Origin of the sequence: Siphonobacter aquaeclarae (assembly GCF_900103285.1) — a bacterium.
GTDB lineage: Bacteria > Bacteroidota > Bacteroidia > Cytophagales > Spirosomataceae > Siphonobacter > Siphonobacter aquaeclarae.
Window position 1 is genome coordinate 850,219 of sequence record NZ_FNGS01000001.1, and the last position, 24,571, is coordinate 874,789.

At 53.7% G+C, this 24,571-nt stretch carries 16 protein-coding genes; 6 read left to right on the top strand and 10 right to left on the bottom strand.

Features of this window, described 5'->3' with window-relative positions:
- The first annotated feature begins 204 nt into the window (after positions 1-204).
- Complete coding sequence (locus BLR09_RS03115; protein ID WP_176785430.1) at positions 205-1,095, top strand: AraC family transcriptional regulator; 891 nt, start codon at positions 205-207, stop codon at positions 1,093-1,095.
- A 687-nt stretch (positions 1,096-1,782) separates the two neighbouring features.
- Here BLR09_RS03115 and BLR09_RS03120 read toward each other — a convergent pair.
- Positions 1,783-2,370: a Crp/Fnr family transcriptional regulator gene (locus BLR09_RS03120; protein ID WP_093197863.1), complete on the bottom strand. Its 588-nt coding sequence runs from the start codon at positions 2,368-2,370 to the stop codon at positions 1,783-1,785.
- Positions 2,371-2,731: 361 nt separating this feature from the next.
- Here BLR09_RS03120 and BLR09_RS03125 point away from each other — a divergent pair, with 361 nt between their 5' ends.
- The gene (locus BLR09_RS03125; protein WP_218126586.1) at positions 2,732-3,490 is read left to right on the top strand and encodes an SDR family oxidoreductase; all 759 of its coding nucleotides are present in this window, start codon (positions 2,732-2,734) and stop codon (positions 3,488-3,490) included.
- 261 nt (positions 3,491-3,751) lie between these two features.
- Here BLR09_RS03125 and BLR09_RS03130 read toward each other — a convergent pair whose 3' ends face one another.
- The 4 genes from BLR09_RS03130 to BLR09_RS03150 form a co-directional block, all read right to left on the bottom strand.
- Positions 3,752-4,108, bottom strand: a complete 357-nt coding sequence (locus tag BLR09_RS03130) for a glyoxalase (RefSeq protein ID WP_093197561.1) — start codon at positions 4,106-4,108, stop codon at positions 3,752-3,754.
- Between the two features lie 610 nt (positions 4,109-4,718).
- Positions 4,719-5,210, bottom strand: coding sequence for an SRPBCC family protein (locus BLR09_RS03140; RefSeq protein WP_093197566.1), 492 nt, complete (start codon positions 5,208-5,210; stop codon positions 4,719-4,721).
- Entirely contained in the window at positions 5,207-5,527 is a 321-nt protein-coding gene (locus tag BLR09_RS03145) for an ArsR/SmtB family transcription factor (RefSeq protein WP_093197568.1), read from the bottom strand. Before BLR09_RS03145 ends, BLR09_RS03140 begins: the two co-directional genes overlap by 4 nt.
- A gap of 72 nt (positions 5,528-5,599) precedes the next feature.
- Positions 5,600-6,709: an esterase gene (locus tag BLR09_RS03150; RefSeq protein ID WP_093197571.1), complete on the bottom strand. Its 1,110-nt coding sequence runs from the start codon at positions 6,707-6,709 to the stop codon at positions 5,600-5,602.
- A 171-nt stretch (positions 6,710-6,880) separates the two neighbouring features.
- Here BLR09_RS03150 and BLR09_RS03155 point away from each other — a divergent pair, with 171 nt between their 5' ends.
- From BLR09_RS03155 to BLR09_RS03165, 3 genes are all read left to right on the top strand, one after another.
- The gene (locus tag BLR09_RS03155) at positions 6,881-7,753 is read left to right on the top strand and encodes a ThuA domain-containing protein (protein ID WP_093197573.1); all 873 of its coding nucleotides are present in this window, start codon (positions 6,881-6,883) and stop codon (positions 7,751-7,753) included.
- A gap of 3 nt (positions 7,754-7,756) precedes the next feature.
- Positions 7,757-11,593, top strand: a complete 3,837-nt coding sequence (locus tag BLR09_RS03160) for a PVC-type heme-binding CxxCH protein (RefSeq protein WP_093197576.1) — start codon at positions 7,757-7,759, stop codon at positions 11,591-11,593.
- A gap of 146 nt (positions 11,594-11,739) precedes the next feature.
- The gene (locus BLR09_RS03165) at positions 11,740-12,690 is read left to right on the top strand and encodes a 3-keto-disaccharide hydrolase (protein WP_093197868.1); all 951 of its coding nucleotides are present in this window, start codon (positions 11,740-11,742) and stop codon (positions 12,688-12,690) included.
- 195 nt (positions 12,691-12,885) lie between these two features.
- On the opposite strand, the gene BLR09_RS03170 is transcribed toward BLR09_RS03165, so the two are convergent.
- The 5 genes from BLR09_RS03170 to BLR09_RS03190 form a co-directional block, all read right to left on the bottom strand.
- Positions 12,886-14,598, bottom strand: coding sequence for a RagB/SusD family nutrient uptake outer membrane protein (locus BLR09_RS03170; RefSeq protein ID WP_093197578.1), 1,713 nt, complete (start codon positions 14,596-14,598; stop codon positions 12,886-12,888).
- A 4-nt stretch (positions 14,599-14,602) separates the two neighbouring features.
- Positions 14,603-18,013, bottom strand: a complete 3,411-nt coding sequence (locus tag BLR09_RS03175; protein ID WP_245689862.1) for a SusC/RagA family TonB-linked outer membrane protein — start codon at positions 18,011-18,013, stop codon at positions 14,603-14,605.
- 78 nt (positions 18,014-18,091) lie between these two features.
- On the bottom strand, positions 18,092-19,072 hold the full coding sequence (locus tag BLR09_RS03180; RefSeq protein WP_093197581.1) for a FecR family protein: 981 nt from the start codon (positions 19,070-19,072) through the stop codon (positions 18,092-18,094).
- 118 nt (positions 19,073-19,190) lie between these two features.
- Positions 19,191-19,787: an RNA polymerase sigma factor gene (locus BLR09_RS03185; RefSeq protein ID WP_093197583.1), complete on the bottom strand. Its 597-nt coding sequence runs from the start codon at positions 19,785-19,787 to the stop codon at positions 19,191-19,193.
- Between the two features lie 272 nt (positions 19,788-20,059).
- Positions 20,060-20,728: a hypothetical protein gene (locus BLR09_RS03190; RefSeq protein ID WP_093197586.1), complete on the bottom strand. Its 669-nt coding sequence runs from the start codon at positions 20,726-20,728 to the stop codon at positions 20,060-20,062.
- A 685-nt stretch (positions 20,729-21,413) separates the two neighbouring features.
- Between BLR09_RS03190 and BLR09_RS03195 the strand changes: the two genes are divergently transcribed.
- Positions 21,414-24,527 carry a T9SS type A sorting domain-containing protein gene (locus BLR09_RS03195; RefSeq protein WP_218126587.1) on the top strand — a complete coding sequence of 1,038 codons (3,114 nt, stop codon included), beginning with the start codon at positions 21,414-21,416 and terminating at the stop codon, positions 24,525-24,527.
- The last annotated feature ends 44 nt before the right edge of the window (positions 24,528-24,571 follow it).

The following is a 24,571-nucleotide window of genomic DNA, read 5'->3' on the forward strand; positions in this document are numbered from 1 at the left end:
TACCGATAACTAACGTTTCATCACATACGCAGAGCGGAATATTGTCACCTACCCGGGCAAGCGCCGGTGTTCCTCTTGTCGATGCTTAGGTGACGAGGTACAGATCAAAAGTCCGGAAAGAAGAAGCGCTGATTGGTTACTTCCTGCACTTAATTTACCTTATTTATGATACGAACAGGTTCGTCATATACATATTTGTATCACATGAAGACCATTTTCCGCGACATACAGCCTGTCGCAAACGCGAGTTTCACCATTCATCAGGAGCGTGCGACGCAGTTTGCTGCCCCCTTTCACTTCCACAAGGGATATGAGCTGTTGTTCATCATCAAAGGCCAGGGAAAGTTCTACGGCGGTAATCAGGTAATGAATTTCAATTCGGGAGATGTCTACCTGTTTGGGCCGGACTTTCCGCATTACTTTGTCAATGACCGGGCTTTCCTGGAATCAGGTCAGACCGGACATTCCATCATCATTCAATTTCGGGACGGATCGCTCGAAAAAGTATTCGCCCTGCTGCCGGAACTTCGGGTTGTAAGCGGGCTTCTGAAGCAAGCCGAAGCCGGCATTAAGTTCAGTCAAGTCGGCGGGGAAATTCTTTCCCTTCCGTTTGAAATGCTGAAATCGAAGAATGCAGGCTTGCAGAACCTGCTTTTCTTTATGAATACGCTGCATCAGCTTGCCAGCAGCAAGCGCCTGCTGATGACGATCATCGATCCCGTTTTGAAGGTTTCCCAGAAAAAGCAACATGCTGATTCCAGGCTCGATGCCGTCTATCAATATGTATTAAGTCACTTCAGCGAAGAGCTGACCACCCAGCAGGCCGCTTCATTGTCGTGCATGCAGGACGCAGCTTTTTGCCGGTATTTTAAGCGGAGAACGCAAAAGACTTTTTCCCAGTTTGTGAACACCGTCCGCATCACCCATGCCACGCATTTACTTAGCAAAACAGACCGGAATATATCCGACATCTGCTTCTCCTGTGGGTTCAACAGTGTTTCCTATTTCAACAGGCAGTTTAAGGGTATCGTTGGTCTGACTCCGGCCGATTATCGGAAAACAACGACGCAGGAAGAGACCGATCAGCAGGAATAATCCGGGCCGACTCCGGCCAAAACCGCGCAGGTCAATGCCCGGGGTTTTGCTTTCTTGCGATAGTCAAAAGCCTTCTTTTGAGGATTTCTATCCTTTTTACTTGCGAATTTTGTCTTGTTTTTCAACCTTGCCTGATCTGGATTTTTCGGCAAAAAAACTGCAGCTTATGATTAGCAATACTGCACTGATCGCCGGGACGATCCATCCGTTATATATCGTTGGATTCTATACACTACCATTGTTAAAAAGGAGACGTAGGGTGACACCCATTCCAGGCCAGCGGATAACGTTACAATCGGAAGAAAGGGTGATTACAGGTAAATTCAAAGCGCTTTTAAACTCTCGGCCCCAATGAAAGAATCCGGGACTGCTGGTGTTTGCGGTATCAAAGGTCTTTGCTAACTCGCTACTAGATTGGCCTACCGGTAGACGTTCGCCCGTCCAATTCCCCGTGTCTTGGCAATTTCGTCAACTGTCTTATTCTTCCGGCTATAAAACGCCGGCGTCGGCCCTACTTTCTGCTTCTTTCGAAAGACCTGGCTTTCGTACGCTCCCGGGTGATGATCCGCTCAAACCCCGTCAACGTACGGAAGAAAGAATATATAAGCCGCCTATGGGCCAATGTGGTATCGATGGGATCATGCTCTTGCTTCAACAGATTCAGGTAGGTGATATAAGCCAATCTCTTCACCCTCTGACAGACTTATTACGAATACGACTAAGGGTTTCTTTGGTAATTCCCAAATAGGAGGCAATGATGTGTTGCGGGAACCTTTGAACAAATTCGGGATATTTTCGCGTCAATTCTTTGTATCTATATTCTGCGGTATGGTTGATCGAGATATGCAGCCTGCTTTGCATGGCCATGTGATGGGCATCGTCAAGTTTCTTCCGCAATTCACAAAACGCCGGAATAGCATTTACTTTGTCATACCAGCCGTCTGCTTTGGGCAACATTAAGACTTCGGTTTCCTCCCAGGCATCAATATTATAGATCGACGGCGTTTCCTTGTGGTAGCTCTCGCGATCTGACGTCCACCAATTTTCGATGGCTAAATTAAGGACGTGCTCGTTTCCTTTGTCATCTACTGTATATTGGCGGACGGCTCCTCTAACAATAAAAGAAATAAATTTACATACTTCACCTTCTTGCAGCAGAAACTGCCGTTTCTTGAATTTCTTCGGTACAAACGCCTTTTGGATCAACTGTACATCCTGTTCAGAGAGCGGAACAGTCGTTTGCCGTGCAAAGTAATCAAAGAGTGAAGTAAACATTGTCCAAAAGTAAATAGCACCTTTTTTGATAGTCATTACAGCTCCGCAATAGCGCCCGATGTTGAGGTATATCAATCTCTTTGATTAACATTCCTCACCACACTACGGCCAATATACTATTTAGATTGTAACAAACCAATTGGAGTCATGAATGCCAGCCATAGCGTTGCCGGTGCTTATGACACCACAGCGCCGCAAGTAAAGGATGCAACATTTTCATTGCTCAGATGCGAAAAACATTAATAGCCCTGGTTATATGAAATGCATATATCCAGAGTATTGTTGATGTACATTAACATTATTTTTTATCATATCGCATCGTAACCTAAATGAGCACGCTATAGTTTCGCTCATCATAAAAATGGAAATCAAAATTGCTCACTTGCAAAATAATAAGCTGCGCATAATGGAGAAAATAAATGGCAAGAAGGTAATGGTTGTTGGAGGAAGCTCGGGTATTGGACTTGCTACAGCAAAACAGGCAAAAGCAGAAGGGGCCATTGTTACCATCTTGGGGTACAATCCCGATCAAACCAAACTCATAGCCGAAGAAAACGAATTTAATTGGAGAGTTGCTGATGTAACAAAACAAGAAACTATCTACGAAACACTTTCTGATGTTCAGCAGGTCGATCATCTGGTCCTGCTCGCCGGGACATTTGTTGCCGGGCCAATTCTAAATGCCGATATAACTTACCTGCATAAAGCGTTTGATGAACGCATTTGGGGCTCACTGCATATCATTCGTGCGTTAGGTACTAGGCTTTCGAGTAATGCATCCATTACTTTTACTTCAGGTGTGCTGGCAGACCGACCGGTACCGGGAATGGCAATATTAGCGGCTGCATCGTCCGCCGTAGAAGCTTTGGTTCGAGGCCTTTGTCTTGAGCTCGCCCCTCGGAGGGTGAATGCTGTTTCTCCGGGCACCACAGATTCACCGTTATTGGCTAAATCCTTAGGTGCTGACAGAGAAATATTTATAAATTCAGTAAAAGATAAATTACCGCTTAAACGTATAGCGACCCCTGATCAAGTTGCTTCAGCCATTTTATTCCTCATGACAAATGAAATAATGACGGGAGAAACTATCCACGTCGATGGAGGGCAAAGGCTTGTTTAATATTTCAATCAGCGCAATTAGATTACTCCAATCATTCAAATTTACACGCATCAAAGATAAGTTTTCGCTTTTTAGAATTACTATAAATCAAATTCATACCAGTAATAGATGTAAGTGAGTCGGCTCTTTCTGGTAGATCGCATACTTGAAAACTTATAAATTACTCTAAGAATAATTACCTATCGATACTAAATCGAAAGAAGTTACCCATGACGATGAGATAACTTCTTTCTAATACGCTGCACGCTGATTTTTGTCGATTTAATTGGCAGGTTCGATAAATGCATATAAATGCTTCACTTTGTTATCCTCGACTAAAAAGAAGTCCATGCTGTTTAACAGACCTCCTCCCGTTTGAATGTGTCCGAAAAGTCTTGCGCCATTTTGAAGTGATTCAATGGGCCTAGCTGCAGAAAAGTTAAACAAATGGTCTTCGGAAATAAGCTTACCTATAAAATCAGAAACTGCCCGTAATCCGTCAAATGTAAACTCCTTATCGTACATCTTAATATCCTCAGAATAGATCTTTTTAAGTATTTCGTCGCGCGTTGTCACATCCTTTTCATTCCAGGCAGCAACGTGTAGTTCTTGCAGTTGGCTAAATATTTCGTTTTTCATTGCAGTTTGCTTTTTTTGTCTTGAAATGCCAGTACGTGCGTAACTAATTCTGTTAATATCTCGCGGCAAATTTAATCGTCAAACGAACAACGAAAGTTGATGTACATCAACAAACTGCAAATCTTTCATCCGGTTAAAACTGAGAGAGAAATTAAATATGTACATCCTGATATTCAATATATTACAGAAATGTACTACGTTAACAATGCACAATGAGAGAGCTAATTTTGCCGCATGCGTCTGAACGGGATGTAAGAGTTTGGTAGCGGACTCGGTCACGACGCGAATTCAGGCCTTACAGGAGACAATGGCCCCAACTGAGCATATCGTTTCCAATCAAAATATATTCTTGTAAGGCTATTTCTGAAAGCAAATCAGCCAGCCAATACAGAATCAAACCTCGCCGCTATTATTTGAGTCTGACGAAGATCAAAATCACCGGCGAACACTCCCCGGTAAGTTTCTGAGTCCGAACCAGAAAGCTGATCCGGGCAGAATCGCCGGTGCCAACGCTCGGCCAGAGCGTATTGTCCCCCAGCTCAACGGTGCGACCGATCAGTATGTCATCTGCATGAACAGCCTGCGCTACCTGCCCCAAGAAAAACCCCTCTCATAACTCACTGTTTTCCAAATAACTAACAAGCTTATCAAAAGTCCCGCCGAAGCCTTCTTGCATACTATCGTGGATGGACCGGAACGACTCCTCCTGCTCCGGCGTCGCGTTAACAGGCCGGCCGGTCAGCGATACGACGGTTTTCCCTTTTTCCTCCGTGAACGTGATCCGATAGTGAATTTCTTCGGGAAAAGGCATCGGGAAAGGCGCCGGAACGACGTTTCCGTCCTCATCCGCAAAGGCATTGGTAAACTCCAGCAGCTCATTTGGTTCGATGCGGAGGTAGTGAAACCTTCCGTAACTGACCGTTCCACCGGCAACCATTTTGAAATGGAACGTACCGCCGGGGCGAAAATCAAGGCGGACAACGCTGTTTTCCGTTTCCGCCGGCCCCCACCAGGCATTCAGGGCTTCGGCAGTGGAAAAGGCCCGGAAAACCGCTTCTTTCGGGGCATCGAATGTCTGGACAAAGAAAAAGGCTTCTTTCATGGCTGCTGGTTGGTTTTGAGGTATTCATCGAGGGAAAGGAACTGTTGCGACCAGAACTGCCGGCAGTGCCCGATCCAGTTGGTGACGGGTTCCAGCTTCTCCAGCCGGGCTTCGCAGTAACGCTCGCGCCCGCGGCGGTGCACGACAATCAGCCCGCACTCCTCCAGTATCTTTACGTGGAGAGATACTGCTTGCCGACTCACGTCAAAATGTTCCGACAACTCATTCACATTCAGGCTTTTGCCGGATAGTAATTCAATGATCTGCCGCCGGGTCGGGTCGGCTATGGCCTGAAAGACATCCCGTCGTGCTTCCATATTATGCAAGTATTTGCTTGCAAATATAAAGCGCAAGCTTTCACTTGCGCAATACTTCTTCCCAAAAAATGATCAGCGGAACAGCATCGGCGTAAACTCGTTGAGGTACTGCCGCCAATTGATCCAGGTATGCCCGCCCTCGGTTTCCTTGTATTGATACCGGATCTGGTGCTTGTCGAGCAGGGCGAGGGTTTTCCGGTTGGCTTCCATCACGAAATCGTCTTTGCCGATACCGATCCAGAAGAGTTTCTTTTTACTGTTGAAGTCTTTGTCATTCAGGGACTTGCTGTACTTCGTTTCGGCTTCGTCGATGGAAGGTCCGAAAAATCCCGAACTGAAAACGCCGGCATAGGTAAACAGCTCCGGCCGGGATAATACGACATCGAGCGTCTGAAAACCGCCCATCGACAGCCCGGCGATGGCCCGGTCGGCCGGACTCGTTTTCACCCGGTAGCCTGCTTCCACCCGCGGCAGAATATCCTTCAGTAATTCAGATGAAAACAGATCCCGCATCCGGCTCATATTCAGGGGAGTACCTGGCTCCGTCGGCATGCTGCCATTGGGCATCACGACGACCATCGGCTTGATCTTCCCCGCCGCAATGAGGTTGTCGAAAATAAAACCGGCCCGACCGATGGTACTCCAGCCGGAATCGTCGTCGCCCGCCCCGTGCAACAGGTAAAAAACCGGGTAACTATCCCTGCCTTTTTCGTATCCGGGCGGGGTATAAACGTGCATGCGACGCATGCGGCCGAGCGTCGACGACGAATACCATACCTGCCGCAGCTCGCCGTGAGGTACGTTCTGTACGTCTTCAAAAGCCGTCTCGCTTCCGGGAATGAGTACTACGTTTTCGACCGACGCTATTCCCTGCTTGATGGAGGCGTTTTTTGGATCGAGTGTCCGGACACCGTCGACGATCAACGTATAGGTATAGTAGTCCGGCCGCAGCGGGCCGATTTCCGTTTTCCAGATACCCTGCCCGTCGGACGTCAGGGCTATCGGCGTGCGGGTAAAGTCGCCGACGAGCTTGACTTCGCTCGCTTTCGGTGCATACAGGCGGATAAGCGCCTTGCCAGGGCCGGAGGAAAGAGGCGATCGGAGCGTGTCGCCGGGAGTACGGTTCTGGGCCGTGGCGGTATACCCCGCGGCAAGACAGGTAATGAGAAGTAATGATTTCATAGCAGAAGTAAGGTTTCCATCAAAAGAAAAGAAGATTTCCGGTATTTTTCAGGACTTTATCCGGAATAGCGACGAGTGCCTTTTTTCCTGCGAAACAAGTATATAGCCGACCGGATTCTCTTTAGATGACAAATGCCCAACCAGCGTTGCTATTGCTCTAAACCTCACGGAATGAAAAGAAGAAACTTCCTGCAGCAGGCGGCCCTCGGTCTGACCACCCTGACCGGGCTGACTGCCCATCGCCCCTCCGCTCCATCTGCTGCACCTTTGATCGTATTCGTTACCGGCGATCATGAGTACAGCAGCGAGCTGACCCTGCCGCTGATTGCGCAGGAGCTGGAAACGAAGTACGGTTTCCGCACCAAAGTCCTGACAGCATCCCCGGACTACCTGTCGGAAACGGATATTCCCGGCCTCGAAATCCTTGAAAAAGCAGATCTGGCTGTGTTTTACCTGCGCTGGCGGCGCCTGCCCAAAGAACAGCTGGCGTATATCGACGCCTACGTCAAATCAGGCAAACCGGTCATGGGGTTCCGGACGACGACGCACGCTTTCAATTTCCCGGAGGGCGATGACCGCCGGTCCTGGAATGCCTTCGCCGAAACAACCTTCGGCGCGCCTCCGGGCTGGGGAGGAAAAGCAAAGCATACACACTACGGGCATAAAAGCACGACGGATGTGTCCATTATCCCGGAAGCGGCCTCCAATCCTATTCTGACCGGCGTAACGCCTTTTCATGCCGCCTCCTGGCTGTACCACGTACTGCCCGACTACCCGGCGAAGGGCTCGGTGTGGCTGTTATCCGGCAAGGCCGTCAATCCCGACAAACCGGCGATCGAAAATCCCGTTGCCTGGACGTGGAAAACACCCGCTGGTGGTCGCTCGTTTATGACGACCCTCGGGCACCCGGAAGACTTCCGGGAAGAGTCCTTTCAACGGCTGATAATCAATGCCGTGTATTGGTCGCTCGGCAAGTCCGTTCCCAAAAAATGGAAAGGCAAAATCGCCATTGACGTCCCCTACGGTCATCCGAAAAAACCCTGACCCATGCGTAAACTACTGACGATCAGCCTGCTGTTACTCTCTCTCGCAGCGGGCGCTCAGTCTTTCCAACCCGCGAAAGGCGCTCATATTGTTTTTGTCGGGAATACATTTGCCGACCGGATGCTTTACTTCCCGGAGTTTGAACTGCTCCTGCACCAGACCTTCCCCGACCGCCAGCTGGTGGTCCGGAACCTCGGCTGGAGCGCCGACGAGCCGGCATTGCAACCCCGGCCGCTGAGTTTCGGAGACGTTCACACGCACCTTACCCAGCAGAAAGCGGATATTGTTTTTGTGTGTTTCGGGATGAACGAAGCATTCAAGGGCACGGCAGGGCTACCGGGTTTTGAAAAGGATCTGAATACCTTTCTGGCCGACCTGAGCAGCCATCAGTACAACGGAAAATCCGCTCCGCAGCTCGTACTCGTTTCGCCGGTTGCCCACGAAAAACTCGGCGGGTACTGGCCAGACCCGGCCGCGCATAACGCCTCCCTGTCGATCTATGCCGAGGCAATGAAGCGCATCGCCGCCGAACGGAAGCTCCGGTACCTGGATTTGTATACGCCGACGCTCAACGCAAAGGAAGCGCCGCTGACTGCCAATGGCATTCACCTGACGGAAAAGGGTTACCGCGTCGTTAGCCAGTGGATGGGCAAACAATTAGGTTTTCCCGCGAAGAAAGCAGCGTATACCGCCGCCGAAACCAACCGCCTCCGCGACATCATCCGGATGAAAAATCAGGAGTTTCTGTACCGCTGGCGGGCGGTCAACGGCGAGTATATCTATGGCCGGCGCAAGGCGCCGTTCGGCATCCGCTCGTTTCCCGCAGAAATGCAGAAACTGGACCAGATGGTGGCCGGACTCGACAAAGCGGTATGGCAGATGAGCGCCAATCCGAAGTCGAACGCCTATGCGAAAGCCAAAGCGATTGTCGACGACAAAACCGGTGCGCCTCAAACGCCGCCCCGTTCCGAACATGCCCACCATGGCTCGTCCGGAGAAGGACATTACCCGGCGTCTACCAGCCAGTTTACACTTCCGAAGGGCTTTGAAATCAACCTCTTTGCTTCCGAGCAGGACTTTCCGCTGGAGAAACCCGTCAACATGACGTTCGACGCCAAAGGTCGGCTGTGGGTAGCGCTTATTCCCAGCTATCCGCATTACCTGCCGGGTTCGCCTCCAAACGACCGCATCGTTATTCTCGAAGATACAGATGGCGACGGGCGCGCCGACAAGCATACGGTCTTCGCCGACAAGCTGTACCTCCCGCTCGGTTTCGAATTCTGGAAAGACGGCATCCTGGTTTCTGCCGAACCCGATTTCATCTACCTCCGGGATATCAACGGCGACGACAAAGCCGATACCCGGGAAGTGATCCTTCATGGTTTCGGTACAGAAGACAGCCACCACGCGCTTCATGCCTTTACCTACGGGCAGGATGGCGGCCTCTACTGGCACGAAGGCACCTTCCTGCATACCCAGGTCGAGACGCCGTACGGGCCCGTCCGCGGCAGTTATGGAGCTACTTACCGGTACGAACCGCGTACGGGCAAGCTCATCAACCTCGTCGCCTACCACTACAACAACCCCTGGGGGAACGTATTTGACCGTTGGGGAACGCAGCTGATCGGCGATGCGTCGGACGGGATGAACTACTATGCGCCGCCGATGACGGGGAAAGTGGAATATCCCAACCCGCATCCGCGCACCAAAATGTTTACGGCGTCACGCGTGCGGCCCACGGCAGGGATTGAGCTGATATCCAGCCGGCATTTCCCGGATAGCATGCAGGGGGATTTTCTGGTCAATAACACCATTGGTTTTCAAGGGATTAAACGCCATAAGGTAAAAGTTGCCGGCTCCGGAATCGAAGGTTCGGACGCCGAGCCCATGCTGCAATCGAGCGATCCGAATTTCCGGCCGGTTGATCTGAAATTCGGGCCCGACGGCGCGTTGTATGTTGTCGACTGGTTCAACCCGCTCATCGGCCACATGCAGCACTCGATCCGCGATCCCCGGCGTGACCACGCGCACGGGCGCATCTGGCGCATTACGTACAAAGACCGGCCGCTTATCCCGCGGACGGACCTGACGAAGCAATCCCTCCCGGCCTTATTCGATAACCTGAAAGTATACGAGGACCGCTTCCGCTACCGTACCCGCGGCCTGATCCGCGCACAGGAGCCGACAGCCGTACTTCCGGCACTGGCTACCTGGGTAGCAGGCCTGTCTCCGTCTGATGCGGACTATGAACACCACCTGCTCGAAGCGCTGTGGTTGTACCAGGATTTTGACGAAGTCAACGAGCCGCTGCTCCGGAAACTACTGGCTGCGAAAGAATACCGCGCCCGCGCTGCCGCCCTCCGGGTACTGCGTTTCTGGAAAGACCGCGTACCGGGGTCGCTGGATGTTTTCCGTACAGCGATCAATGATCCCTCGCCCCGCGTCCGGCTGGAGGCCGTCGTCGCGCTGAGCTATTATGAAAGCCCCGAAGCCGTCGCAGCAAGCCTGAACCTGACGGATTACCAGCAGGATTACTACCTCGATTATGCCCGCTCCGAAACCATCAAGGCGCTGAAGCCGGTCTGGATCGCGCGGTTCCGGGAAGATGCCAACTACCTCAATGATCAGCCGGAGCGCGCCGATCAGCTGCTTTTCTATGCGTCTCAGGAAGACCTGGCGGGGCTGCCGGCTTCGGAAGCGGTACTTCGCGCCCGGATCTCGAATCCGGAAACGAAGGAGGCTGATCGACGGGAAGCCCTCCAGGCGCTGGCCCAAAAACACGGCAGGGGTGAAATTCCCGAGCTGATTTTCCTCCTCCGGAAAGCGGCGCCAAAGGCTGTCGGCACACTGGGTACGCAACTGATTGCCAGCTCGGCTGACCGCCTCGGGAGCCACCGGGACGAGCTGAAAAGCCTGACGGCCGTCAACCAGTCGGCTCCGCTGCGGGAAACCGGCTATGCCGCGCTCGTTGTTGCCGATGGCTCGTTGGAACCCGTTCTGGAACAGGCAGATGCAGGCGACAAAGAAGTAGTGCTGCGCAGCCTCCGCCTGCTCGGTAATCCGGATATCCATCGGGTTGTATTTCCTTCGGTACGCAAGCTGTTCGACCGGCAGGATATCCCTGAACCGGCGCGGCGGGAAGCGGTCCGTTCGCTCGGTGCGCTGACTGCCAGCGGCCGCGTGGACCTCCTCCTGGCTGAACTTCGCCCGGGCGGACCCTTTGTTCCGGAAGCTGTCGAGGCGCTGTCCAAAGTACCTGACACGGAACTTGCGCCCGTTGCAAGTCCGCTGACCAGGGCGATCGTTTCCATAGCCCGGGCAACGCCGGAAAAGGACCGTCAGGTACCCTGGTTTGATCAGTTGGTAGCATTGGGGAAGAAAACCGCGGCCAGGCTGCCGAAGGAAGAAGCCGACAAGGCCACGTTCATCCTCGAAAGTACCGGCACGTTCCAAGTGAAGATCACGACGCTGCCGTCAAAAATGCTGTTCGACAAGGAATCGATCACGGTACCGGCAGGCCGTCCGGTGTCCATCCGTTTCGAGAATCCGGACGAAATGCCGCATAACCTGGTCATTATCAAGGGCGGGTCGCTGGAGAAAGTCGGCAAGGCCGCCGATGCAATGGCAGCGCAGAAGGACGGTTTCGAGAAGAACTTCGTCCCGGCCATTCCGGAAGTACTCTACGCTACGCCTCTGCTCAATCCGGGCGAAAGCCGCGAGCTTCGGTTCCGCGCGCCGGAGGAGCCGGGCGAGTATATCTTCGTCTGCACCTTCCCGGGGCACTGGGGTATGATGAAAGGAACACTGAAAATTGTGAAACCGGAAACGTTGCTGAAATAGCGGCGATCAGGAACTATCGTAAAAAGACTGCCGTGTGCCGGCAGTCTTTTTTTGCTGCCTCCGGTTTCCCTGTTCCTTCGCCGGAAAACAAAAGCTGCAATCACTTTTCTTGTACCTTTACGCTCCTCAAAATTCCTTTACGCTCTATGCATCACAAATCTGAACCTCTATCTCGTCGTTTCGGCCGGGTTTTCTCGGTACTGGCCCTCACGCTCCTCTCTTTTTCCGGCATGGCCGCCCCCTCTCCTCTCGAAGGCCGCTGGGATATCACCATTGACGTAGACGGCAAACCCGCGCCGGGCTGGCTCGAAGTCCGCCATTCCGGGCACCATACGCTCATCGGGCAGTTTGTCTGTGTCGTTGGCAGCGCCCGTCCCATTTCTGTTGTGCACACAAAAGACAATACCTTCCAGTTCGCGATTCCCCCGCAGTGGGAAAACGGTACCGCCGATCTGAAAGTAGAAGGCGCTATCAACGGGGAAAAACTCTCCGGCAAGCTCACTACCCCGGAAGGCAAGACGCACAACTGGACAGGCGTACGTGCGCCTGTTCTCCGCCGTACTGCCCAGCCGGTATGGGGTAAGCCCGTCAAACTGACCGACGGAAACCAGATGACTGCCTGGCATGCCGAAGGTACCAACCAGTGGATCGCGGAAAATGGTATCCTCCGCAGCCCGAAGTCAGGCGCTAACCTCGTGACGCACGAGAAATTCAACGATTTCAAACTGCACGTGGAATTCCGTATCCCGAAAGGCTCCAACAGCGGCGTATACCTCCGCGGCCGGTATGAAGTACAGGTGACCGACAGCAAAGGCATGGAACCCGCCCTCGACCAGATGGGCGCGATTTATGGTTTCCTGATGCCGAATGAAATGGCTGCTAAGGATGCCGGCGAGTGGAACTCCTACGATATCACGCTGATCGGACGGACGGTAACCATCGTCGCCAACGGCAAAACCGTTATCTGCAACCAGGAAATCCCCGGTATCACCGGTGGCGCAATCGACGCCCACGAAGGCGAACCCGGACCGCTTCTGATTCAGGGCGACCACGGCCCGGTCGAATACCGGAACATCGTCATCACCCCGGCGAAGTAAGACCCGCCGCGGTAGAAAAAAAGCCCCTGCCGGTGATGGCAGGGGCTTTTTTTTGTGGGTTGGATAGAAGGGTTCGGTTTAGAGTTTAGAGTTTAGAGTTTAGAGTTTAGAGTTTAGAGTTTAGAGTTTAGAGTTTAGAGTTGGACTGCCGTGTTGGGTGCGTTACCCCTAACTCTAAACCCTAAACTCCCAAACTCAATTATACCCCGGATTCTGCTCCAGTTTCGCAGAGACGTTCCGGTTGATTTCACTAAAAGGTATAGGCCAGAGGTTATGGTAGGATTCGATGGAGAGGCCGGATTTTTCGTTGTACTTCTTCACCCGGTCGTACAGTTTGCCCATCCGTGTGAGCGTCACCATGCGGAATTCTTCGCCGTAGAGTTCACGCATGCGCTCGTCGAGCAGGAAATCAATGCTGACGTCCCCTGCCGTGACAGGGAATGTTTTGGCCCGGGCCCGGACAACGTTGAGGTCGGCGGCGGCACTGGCATTATCGCCTTTCAGGATCGCCGCCTCCGCCCGGAGAAAATAGGTCTCCGGCAGGCGGATCAGGTAACCGTCCCGGAAAAGATCGGAGGCATTGATCAGCAGGCGACCGCCCAGCGGCGACGTAAGGACATTCCCCGAAGCATCTTTTTGAAAATAGGCATCCGGGAAATCTCCGGCAGAAATCGTATTCTTCTTCAGGATCGGAAACCAGTTCCGGATGGTATCGGCGAAGTTGGTGACTTTGGCCTGGTACCCGTCTTTCACAAACCATTTTCCGAAATCCGGCGAGGTGGACGCTACCCCATCGATCTGAAAATCCCGCAGAATATTGTATGGAGAGTTCCGGATATCGTTTTTGCCGCCCTGCCACATGGTGTATAGGACGAAGGTCGTCGGCCGCATCCAGCCTACGCCGCGGCCCGACCATTTTTCGTTCGGCCCTTTGATGGCGCTGACGCTTTTGCCGTCTACCGCCGACTTGATCGTCAGGCTCTGCATCGACGGCATAATGGCCCACTGCATGGCATCGCGCTGGGTAGACGCGAGGTTAAGATAATCGCTCTGAATGACATACAGCCCTTCCCGGTTACCACTCGTCCGGTTCTGATTCCCGAGCTCAAAGAGATCGCGGTATACGTCTCCCGGCTGATCCTTGTGCGTACCGAAGCGCTCGGTCATCAGCCCCACCCCGGGGTAGCTGATTACCTGCGTTGCGGCGGCAATGGCCTCGTCATAGGCTTTCAGGGAGATCAGTACTTCGGCCAGAATATGCTGCGCGGCCTGTTTGTTGACGGCCCCGTCTTTTGCCTTGTCAATATCCGGAAGCACGGCAATGGCCTCGATCAGATCGGCTTTGCACTGCGCGTATACGGCGTCGCGGGCAGCGCGGACAAAATCGCGGCGCGGCGTCGTGATCTCGTCCGTAATCAGCGGCACGCCGCCGTACAGATTCGCCAGCATGTTGTAACCCCAGGCGCGGAAAAACTGGGCCTGCGCGCGGAAGAGCTTCTTATCTGCATCGGTCAGTTTCGTCGATTTTGGTGCCCGGGCGATGACAACATTGGCGTTGCTGATGATCTGATAGACGTTTTGCCAGATGACAAGCGGCACGTTGAACGTCGGCACCATCGTGTTTTTGTAGTCGTTGAGCTTCACCGCGGGCTGATAGTCCGTCGCATTGACGGCAAAATCCGTGGCATACCGCAGCGCAAAAAACGAGTCCAGGTCAATACCGCCGTACACAATGTTCCGGAGCCGATTGTGCAGAAAGTTGATCGCCGCCTGAAATTGCGCATTGGTTTCCAGCGAGTTATCCGGCGTATAGAAATCGAGGGGCTTTTCTTCAAGGAAGGTCTTCTCGTTGCAGGAGAAAGCCGTTCCGAGCAGGGCCACGAGGAGGAATCGCGTGATTTTTTTCATGGACTTAGAATTCGATGTTCAGACCAACCGTGTAGTTACGCAGGAGAGGATAGGCGGCGCGGTCAAGACCGGTTCCGGTTTCGGGATCCCAGCCGTCCCAGTCGGTCAGGGTAAGCAGGTTTTTACCATTGAGGAATACCTTCGCCCGGTTAAACCGGATCTTCTGGAGCAGCTGCTTCGGCAGCGAGTACGCCAGCGTGACATTTTGCAGGCGAATGAAGCTCCGCTGCACGTAGGGAGAAAACGTCTCTCCCAGCGCAACGGTGTAGTAGCCGATTTGCCGGTAGCGGGCGTCCGGGTTTTCCGGCGTCCAATAGTCAAATTTGAAGATATTCCCGTTGCTGATATTGTCGGGATTGGGCAAGGTACTTCCGGGTTGACCATAGTACCATTTCTTCCCTCCCTGAATCGAATTGACAAAGAAACTCAGCTCCCAGGATTTGTACCGGAAGGTATTCATGATGCTGAAGCGGTAGGAAGGGTCGTTGTAGCCCAGGATTTTGCGGTCAGCCGCAGCGGTATAGGCTCCGTCCTTGTTGATGTCTTCCACCTTGTAGGTTCCGTAGGTAAAGCCGGCGGGGATGGTCTTCGCCTCGTAATCAGCTACCTGCCACATCCCGGTAATATTGAAATCATACGCAACGCCGTAGGGATGGCCGATGAAGATCTTGGAAGAAACCAGGTCATCCTCTTTGCCGTTCTTATCCGCGTCAATACCGAGAATACTGATGACTTTGTTGCGGTTCCGGGAGAAGTTCAGCGTCACGTCCCAGCTGAACGCACCCCGTTGTATCGGACGACCGGTCAGGTTCAGCTCCTGCCCGTTGTTGCGAAGCTTGCCGATGTTGGCGGGACTGCTGCCAAAACCGTTGAGTACCGGCAGGTCTACGTTAAACAACAGGTTATACGTATTGGAGACGTAGGTGTTGAAACTACCCGACAGCCGGTTCCGGAAGAGGACAAAGTCTACCCCGAAGTTGAGCGACCGCGTCGATTCCCATTTCAGGTTGCTGTTTGCCAGCGCGCTCATGTATTGCCCCTGCTGGGCAGCAGCGCCGTCGCCATAGAGGTAGCCGTTGCCTACGGATGCCGCAATTTTCGCCAGGGTCTGGTAGCGGCCGACGGTCCGGTTGCCGTTCACACCATACGACGCCCGGATCTTCAGGTCATCCAGAAACGGGACCTTATCCTTCAGGAACTTCTCTTCGCTGAGCCACCACGCCGCGGCGATGGACGGAAACACGCCGAATTTATTGGAGGTACTAAACCCGGAGAACCCATCCCGGCGCACCGTTCCGGTCAGAATATACTTGTCGCGGAAGGAATAAATCACGCGGGCCATGGAGTACAGACTGGCTTCTTTCCAGGCAGACGACGTCGTGGTTTGCTGCCCGGCCTGCCCGGCGTCGAGCTTGTCGTACCCCAGGATGTCGTTCGCGAAGAAGGTCGCTTTGGCTGTGGTATTTTCATAGCTCCGTTTTTCGGCGCCGTACAGCAGCGTGGCGTTGACGGAGTGATCGCCGAAGGTCTTCTGGTAGCTCAGGATGTTGTCAAGCGTGAGCAGGTACTGCGAGCCGTTGAGCTTCGAGGCTTCTCCGTTGAAGTTCTGCGCATAAGGACTGAAGTTGTAGTTCCGGTCGGTGATGGAATTCTGAGAAAAGTTGAGCCGGTAGTTCAGTCCTTTCACAAACGGTACCTGGATATCGGCATACACGAGGCCGAACAGGTTGTTGCGCTTTTCGAGGTTGCTCCGGGTGATCTGCAAGAGGGGGTTGACGCGGGAGTTGTCCGGCATCCGGATCAGGTTGCCGTTCGCATCCTGGTACCCGAGCTGGGGAATCATGAACTGTACGTCGTCCAGACTGGGCGCGGCGCCGGAGTAATCGCTCACGCCGAGAAACGACTGTACGCCGAGCTTCATCCACGGAAGTACCTGCGTATCCAGGTTGATCCGCGCATTATACCGCTTGTAGGTATCATTTTTGACGACGTTCTGCTGATTCGTATACCCGAGGGAAACAAAGTACGAGCTGAGTTCGCTCCGCCCGCTGATGCTCAGATCGTGGTTCTGAATAGCCGGCGCGGAGTTGGTCAGCAACTTCCACCAGTCGGTATTGGTCCCTTTCTGCATGCCTGCGAGTACTTCGGCGCTGACGTACTTGGTCACGTCGAAATCCGGGTTGGGCTGTAGCAATCCCGGGCCGGTACGGCTGAGGGCGAGGTAGCGGTCGGCTTTCTTTTTGAGAAAACCGGCGGCATCGTCGGGCAGCATCGACCGGTTGGTAATTTCCTGAACCGAGTACGATGTGCTGTATTCGATTGTCGGTTTTTTGAGGGCTTTTCCGGTTTTTGTCGTAATGATGATAACGCCGTTCGAAGCCTGCGAACCGTATACAGCGGCCGCGCTGGCGTCTTTCAGTACGTCGATGGAGGCGACATCATTCGGGTTGATATCCACCAGGCTTCCCCGGTAAATAATGCCGTCGAGTACGATGAGCGGGGCCGTACTGCCGTTGACCGACGTCCGGCCGCGAATCGAAATATCCGGGTCCTGCCCCGCCTGGGATACCGCGCCCACATTCAGGCCCGGTACCGAACCCTGCAGCGATTGCAGGATACTCACATTCGGCGATTCTTTGAAGGCATTGATATCCGCCCTCGAAACCGCCCCGGTGATATCCCGCTTGCGGGCAGTACCGTAGCCTACAACCACCACTTCCTCGAGTGCTTTGACATCCGGCTTCAGGGCGAAGTCGATGCGGGTACGGCTGCCTACCTCCGTTTCCTGGGTAATGTATCCGACCGAAGAAACCACGATTACCGTCGTTTCACCGGGTACGGAAAGCGCATAGTCGCCGGTCGCGCCGGTCACGGTACCGGTAGTAGTTCCTTTCACGACGACGCTGGCGCCGGGCAGCCCCTCCCCTTTTTCGTTGGAGACTTTCCCGGTCAGGCGTATTTCCGCCGGCGTCTTCGGAGGCTCTTCGTCAGCCGCCGCCGGGCGGGCCGGTTTCACCAGAAAAATCAGCACAGTCCGCGCATTGACCTGCCGGTAGGACAAACGGGTATTCCGGAGCACCAGGTCAAGAGTTTCCTTGACGCTCCGCCGCTCGGTTTCGAGGGTTACGTTCGGGTATGCCTCGACCTCATCCACCGGAATCACAAACGAAAAGGAGGATTTTTCTTCGATCTTCTTGAGGACCGTTTTCAGGCTTTCGTTCCGGAAGCCGATACGGATCATCTGATCGGATAATTCCTGGGAAATACCCGGATTGGCCAGCAGCAACTGCGCACTGGCGAAGGCCGCGAAGAAGTACAGCAGCCCCGCACGAAGAAAAAGACGCTTTCGGGAACGCTTCGGCCGGGCAATAGGCAGCCCTCCGGAACCCGTCGGTTCGGTAGAAAAGTGAAGCATAAACGGATAAGTTAGCGAGTGAGAGATGGTGTGTCCGGAATGATCCGGAATGAAGCAGGTAGCATATGTATCAGGTTGTTACCGGCAGGAAATACCGCCACGGATCAGGACATTGTCCCGTTCGGTGGTATACGTCGACTGCCGCATTTCGCAAAGGGTACTCAGAATATCATCAAGCGATTCGTCGTGGTCAAAGCGCGCCGAGATGCGGCAGCGGCCCATCTGGGGATTTTCAAGGAAAATCTCGCGGTTAAATTTCTTCCCGATCCGGTTGAACGCCTCGGCGAGTGTTTCCTCTTCAAATACCAGCGGATCGGGCTCCATTGCGCGGCCGGACAGTTCCGGCGATACCGATATGTTGAATTCCCTGGCAGATACCACCCGGATTTGCTCTTTCGGATGCAGGCGGCCGAGTACTTTGCCGTCGTCGCGGACTTCAACCAGGCCGCGGGTGACGGCCACGTCGACTTTGCCGTCCACCGTCCGTATCTGGAAGGCCGTACCCAGTACCTCTGTCCGGACAGTACCTGTATGCACGACAAACCGCCGCCCGGCACGGTGCGCAATGTCGAAAAAGGCCTCGCCTTTCAGCATAACTTCCCGGGTAAACTGCCCGTTCCGGCTAATGACGGTCAGCGCGCTGTTATTCCGGAGCAGTACCGTACTGCCGTCCGGCAGGCGGATCAGGTTTTTATTCCGGTATGTCAGCTGCGTTTCCGGGCGGTACGGCGCCCGGCCCGCCTGCTGTTTCGGAAAAAAGATCCAGATCAACCCGATGATCACCAGCACCGCTGCTGCCCGGCTGCTGATACGCAGCAGCCGGCGGACGGTTGTCTCCTTTCGGATACCATGCTGCGCCAGCAGGCCGGCGTACAGGGTTTGGCCGAGTTCGTCGTCCGCTTCTTCTGCCGACGACCGGTTCAGCTCGCGGGTAATTTCCGCCCGGATCCAGGCGCGATTCTCCTCCCGGCCGGCCAGGCGGAGAAATTCGTCGGTTTCGGCCTGCGTCAGTTCACCGCGAAGGTGTCGGGGAAGCAGGTAGCGGAGGCGATCTTCCATATCGGCGAAAAACAGACCTGTTTCAGGAAAAAATTGAACTTTTTCAGGTCCTTATTGTCTAGACGCCAAAACCTCAGGGGAGGGACAGTGGAAAATGAAATTTTTTTTCGGGGGAAAACTAAGGCAGGAAAACGCCCAGCAATGTATGCAGGTGCGGCGCCATTTGCTGGCGGATCGACTGAAGAGCACGCACCATGTGGTTTTTGACGGTACCTGCTGAAACATTGAGCCGCTCGGCTATTTTTTCGTGCGAGAGACCCTCCTGCCGGGCGAGCAGAAAAACCTCCCGCTGTCTTGGCGGCAGCAATTCCAGTACCTCGGCGAGGCGCTGCTCGTTTTCGTCTTCAAGCAGGGCAAAGTCACCGTTGGCGACAGACACTTCGCTGCCGCCCAGATAGGCTTCCTGGTTTTTCCGCTCGCGAGACCACTTTCTCAGCTCGGAGTAGATTTTGTTTTTGGCGACGGTTTTGAGGTAGGCTTCGAGATTGCCTATGGCCGCCGCTTCGGTCCGGTGTACCCAGATCGTCGAAAAAACCTCCTGCACGACGTCCTGGGCCAGTATATCCGACGCCAGAAATCGTTCCGCAGTCCGGTAAACCATCTTCCAGTACCGGTCATATACCTGCCGGAAGGCGGGCTCATGGCCGGCCGCCAGCCGCAGCAGCAGCGCCTGATCTCCGGCCTGGATTCCGTCGGGTTCGTTGCCTTCCTTCATCGTCGCATCAAACGGGTTTCTCCTGTCATAATCGGCGAAAGAGGGATAGATACTCGGTTGTCTCCTTCGCCGGCTTGCCGGGCTATGCTTTTGCGATAAGACGGGAGGTTGGCGGCGTTTCCCTCAACGGGGAAGGATTCCGGGATTCCGGCGTTTCTTCCGGGAAGGGGTATTTTCCCCGAAAATTGTGACACGTATGCCGGTATGTTACCCGGCAGGTATAAAACAGTCGGCGCAGGTCTCCCCGCGCCGGCTGTCTGGTTCCTCATTGCTTACGGCCGCATAAACAATGTATCCTGTACGTCCGGATTTAGTTTGACAACGTGTACCGTTGCCTTTCCTTTCGGTTTTTCATTTTCCGTTTCGAAGGCAAAAGGAATACCTTCTATCTGGCGGTAATCCGAGAGTTCGGATTCGATGTAATCGTTTTTGATGGCTTTGATGAGATAGGTGCCGGCGTCGACAAATACGTCGGTCGCTTCGTTATCCTTGTCTGTTACTTTCAGGTGAAATACGTCGGTTTTATCCAGCGTTTCTTTCCCGATTAACTCCACTTTTTCTCCCTGCAAACGGGCGCCGTATAACGGCCCGAACGGATTCAGACCAGCCACCAACTGCTTGTGTTCTTTTTCCTTTACTTTCTTCGGCGGATTGGAACCGATTACCTCCCAGGATTCTTCGGGGGTTACGGTAATGGTTGTCTTTATACCCAAAAGACTGAATTCGGTAAAAGAAGCTTTTCCTACCCGGACGGTTACCGAAGCAGGAATTTTCAGCAGTTTGACTTTCGCTGTCCGTTCGAAATAAACGGTTTTAACAGCAGCCAGTTTTCCGGCGCCGCCGAGGGCAGCGATATGCTTGTCGAGAATCTCGTCGGCCGTCTGTGAAAAGGCCGGAGCAGCCAGCAACAGCAGGAAAAAGGTGGCGGGTTTGAGACGCATGGCGGGTTATTTTGTTGACTGAGGTGAACGTCAAAGCTATACGTTAATCCGTCTTCTTCCAACCGAAAACCGACTGATTTTCAGAAAATCAGCCTTACTTTTCTACCTCTTTCCGGCTGAAAAATTATCGTTCTATTCTTCGTTTTGAATCGCCCGGACAAACGTAATACTACTCATTCAGGCAACAACTGATGCCATCCATGTTAAGTAAAATACAGAATATACTTATTCGGGTTTTTCTGAAATAATTAAATAGATTATCGTAATAACTCCGAATGTATTTGGTTATTTCAATACATAAATCCGATCAATTCACCTGGTTGATACTCCTTTCTTCTGTATTATTATCAAATAACAGTATTAGATTTTTTATCTATTTTATCTCCTGTCTTTATTTTACAAAGTCATAAAAATACTACATTTGCAATACTCTTTATGAAGGAGTGTTTTTGACTCTTTCCGCCTGTCTGTATCGCTTTTCACCGGTTCGCCTCCGGTACGTTTCCCGCCTGATTTATCACCGCCCTTCCGCCAGGAACATGCTGATCCGGACATTGTCCGGACCGGTCTTATATGCTTTTCCGCCTTTTCAACTGTATCCATTTTAATAGCACTATGCATGAACAACCCGTGTACCTTTCGACAAAAACTCTGCCTGCTCTTTTTCTTCGCTTCTCTGTTTCCTGTGTTTCAGAGTCATGCGCAATGCCCTGCTCCGCAGTACGCCGGTAACGTTACCGTTACACAGGTCACCTGCCCGGGGAACGGCAAGATTGAGGTGAGCCTCGTCAGCCCGGCTGTAACCGCGCCGGACGTCTACCAATTTGCCCTGTTTACAGCCGATGGCCAGGAAGTTAAATCCTGGCAAAGCGATAGCACCCTGCGTAACCTGGATCCGGGCTCCTATTATGTGTATGTCCGTCGGGTATGCGCCTCGGGAGTCAGCGATACGCTTCGGCTCTATGCTTCCCTGGTATCCCTGTACCGGCCGGTCCAGTTGTATGGCGTCTATCCCAGCAACGCGATCAATTGCTGCAACGGGAACATTTACGTCGACGCGTTCGAACTGTCGGCCATTTCCCTGGTCAACAGCCTGAATGCGCCGGATATTCCGGCCAACTATGTCCGGCCGAAGCAAACGAATGATCCGCAGTTCCTCAATCTCTGCGCCGGAACGTACTATGTGCGGATTTACGATGCCTGCGACAACTACATCACCCGATCTGTTGATATCGGCCTGGAGACCCGGACGTATACGGCCTCCGATATTTCCCGGCGACGTATTTCCTGCGATACGCTGCAGTTTGATTACCAGATCAGCAATACTGCTTTCCCCGGAACCACCTGGATCGAGTGGCCCGACGGTACCGCCGATACCTCCCGGGCCATCTACAACAGCACGCAATACGGGCAGGTCAGCGCCCACCTCAGCAAACTGAGTACGGCATACAATCCGGCGCTTCCGTTTCCGTCGTCAGTACCGGCCTGGCCCGTTTCGGTCAAAATCGGCTTCCGGGACGATTGCGGTACTGTTACCCGATACGACCGCCAGATCGCTGAACCCGGTGTTCTTCAGGCACGTATCGAACAGTACGACGGAACCCGCTGCGACAGCGTCACGTACATGGTTTACCTGTCAAACGGCCCGTGGGGGCAGTTTACGTCCTGGGCCTATACCGGCAAAAACGTTACCTATTCCGTTGACGGAGGCGCCACCTGGGCTCCGCTTGAAAACGCCGCCGGCACCAATCGCTTTACGGTACAGCGCGGACAGACATACAACGTCCTTTTTGCTTTCTGCGGCGATACCCTGTCGCAGACGCTCACCGTTCCCGACGCACCGCCGTTCCTCGTCTCAGCGGCTCAACTCCGCGGAACAGGCTGTGAAGCAGACATTTATGCCGGAGCGGCCAATCCGACAGGAACCCTGAAAGTCGAGATGATCCAGGCGCCTGCCGGGGTCAGCCCGTTCCCGACCGGTACGCCGACAACGCCCGGCAGCAGTACCTACGTCTTCAAAAACCTGCCGTTTGGCACCTATACTTTCCGGATTACCGACAGCAGCGCCAATTGTTTCCGCAGCGAAGAAGTCAGCGCAACCCTGCAGCAGGTTCCCCTCGGAATCAAGCTCCGGGCAGAAAACGTGCTGGCCTGCAAGGACCGCGCCCGCATCGGCTTTTATCCTACCGGAAACGGCGGTAATACGATTTCGGACGACCGGCCGATGATCGTCAAAGTACTGCAGCAACCGGCAGGCGCAGGCATTCCGGCAACGTTTACCGTTACCGACTGGCATGAAGGCGTCTATTTCCCCGGGCAGCTTCAGAATATCATTCCCGGCGATTATGCCTTTGAATTTCTGGATACAACCGGCGCCTGCCCCCGCACTACTTCGGCTTCTATCACCATTCCTCCGGATCTGATGCTGAACACTGATTTTTCGGTTACCTATACCTGTGACGGCAAGGCCCGGGTTACGACGGCTTCCGGTTACCAGTACCTCTCCGAGTTCGGTCAGCGGTATGTACAACCTTTTCAGGGTTATCCGACGATCTCATTCGTGACGCCTTCCGGTACGGTATTGACGCCCATGCGGACCGGTATGAGTTACAATTTTCCGACTGGACAGACGACTTACGAGTTTTCAGGACTCACAGCACAAACCTATACCATACGCCTGCAACTGCCCGAGTCGGATACCCTCCAGCCGGGATGCTCGGCGACGGAAAAAGTCGTTACCCTTGGCGTGTCTCCCCTGACGCTCAACGGCGCCCGCTTCCTCGCCGGATGTGCCGGTTCTGCGCAGTCTGCCACGCTGACGGCCCCGGCTCAGGGCGGTTCCGGTGCCTATACCTACTCGCTCTACCAGGGCAGCGTCGCGGCGGGTAATCTCGTCGCCGGACCGCAGGCTTCCTCCATCTTCAACAACCTGAATGCCAATACAGTATATGTGGTGGAAGTAACGGATGAATGCGGATCGGCAACGCGCCTGACGACGTCAACCGCCGAAGCCGGTATTCCGGTATTTGCCTCGTCCAGTCAGGTATGCCCGGGGGAAAACGTTACGCTTTCCGTAGATGCCATCCCCGGCGCTACTTATCAGTGGACGAAAAACGGTACAGTACTCGCCGGCCAGAATGCGAATCAGCTTTCACTGCCGGCAGTTCAGTATCCTGCGGACACCGGCAGCTACCAGGTGACGATTACCTTCGGCAGCTGTGTTCTGCTCAGCAATACCTCCCGCCTGACGATCAATTGTACCCCGACGCCCGTCGTTCTGATCGGTTTCACGGCGGTAAACGACGGAAATCAGGCCCGGCTCGACTGGAGTACATCCTCCGAAACCAAAAACCTCGGCTTTGATATTCAGCGGAGTATCGATGGAAAGATCTGGGAGCGGCTCGGCTTCGTTGCCAGTCAGGCTACCGGCGGGAGTACCAACCGGCCCCTTAAGTACACCTACCGCGACGCGCAGGTAGTCGCACCAACCCAGTACTACCGGCTCAAGCAAATTGACCTGGACGGGAAGACGGAATTTTCTGCAGCGAGAAGCGTTGCCTTCAGCAGTCTGGCGTGGCAGGTGTATCCCAACCCGGCATCCCGCGTGATTGTGCTGCATCGTGTATCGGCGGGTGCGCGGGTAACCGTGACCGACGTCAACGGCCGGGAATTCCATTCAGGCGAGCAGGCTGCGGAAGGTACCTACCGGATCGAACGGGTACCGGTTGGTCTGTACCTGCTCACGGTGCGGGAAGTCACCGGCGGCAGCCGCTCTGAAAAAGTCTTCGTCACCCACTGATACGGTCTGTGCCGGAAGCAAAACGTCCCCGGAATGTATGTTCC

Excerpts from the sequence above, each read along its gene's own strand:
- BLR09_RS03115 (WP_176785430.1), top strand. The coding sequence starts at position 205 with ATGAAGACCATTTTCCGCGACATACAGCCTGTCGCAAACGCGAGTTTC.
- BLR09_RS03120 (WP_093197863.1), bottom strand. The coding sequence starts at position 2,370 with ATGTTTACTTCACTCTTTGATTACTTTGCACGGCAAACGACTGTTCCG.
- BLR09_RS03125 (WP_218126586.1), top strand. The coding sequence starts at position 2,732 with ATGGAAATCAAAATTGCTCACTTGCAAAATAATAAGCTGCGCATAATG.
- BLR09_RS03130 (WP_093197561.1), bottom strand. The coding sequence starts at position 4,108 with ATGAAAAACGAAATATTTAGCCAACTGCAAGAACTACACGTTGCTGCC.
- BLR09_RS03140 (WP_093197566.1), bottom strand. The coding sequence starts at position 5,210 with ATGAAAGAAGCCTTTTTCTTTGTCCAGACATTCGATGCCCCGAAAGAA.
- BLR09_RS03145 (WP_093197568.1), bottom strand. The coding sequence starts at position 5,527 with ATGGAAGCACGACGGGATGTCTTTCAGGCCATAGCCGACCCGACCCGG.
- BLR09_RS03150 (WP_093197571.1), bottom strand. The coding sequence starts at position 6,709 with ATGAAATCATTACTTCTCATTACCTGTCTTGCCGCGGGGTATACCGCC.
- BLR09_RS03155 (WP_093197573.1), top strand. The coding sequence starts at position 6,881 with ATGAAAAGAAGAAACTTCCTGCAGCAGGCGGCCCTCGGTCTGACCACC.
- BLR09_RS03160 (WP_093197576.1), top strand. The coding sequence starts at position 7,757 with ATGCGTAAACTACTGACGATCAGCCTGCTGTTACTCTCTCTCGCAGCG.
- BLR09_RS03165 (WP_093197868.1), top strand. The coding sequence starts at position 11,740 with ATGCATCACAAATCTGAACCTCTATCTCGTCGTTTCGGCCGGGTTTTC.
- BLR09_RS03170 (WP_093197578.1), bottom strand. The coding sequence starts at position 14,598 with ATGAAAAAAATCACGCGATTCCTCCTCGTGGCCCTGCTCGGAACGGCT.
- BLR09_RS03175 (WP_245689862.1), bottom strand. The coding sequence starts at position 18,013 with ATGCTTCACTTTTCTACCGAACCGACGGGTTCCGGAGGGCTGCCTATT.
- BLR09_RS03180 (WP_093197581.1), bottom strand. The coding sequence starts at position 19,072 with ATGGAAGATCGCCTCCGCTACCTGCTTCCCCGACACCTTCGCGGTGAA.
- BLR09_RS03185 (WP_093197583.1), bottom strand. The coding sequence starts at position 19,787 with ATGAAGGAAGGCAACGAACCCGACGGAATCCAGGCCGGAGATCAGGCG.
- BLR09_RS03190 (WP_093197586.1), bottom strand. The coding sequence starts at position 20,728 with ATGCGTCTCAAACCCGCCACCTTTTTCCTGCTGTTGCTGGCTGCTCCG.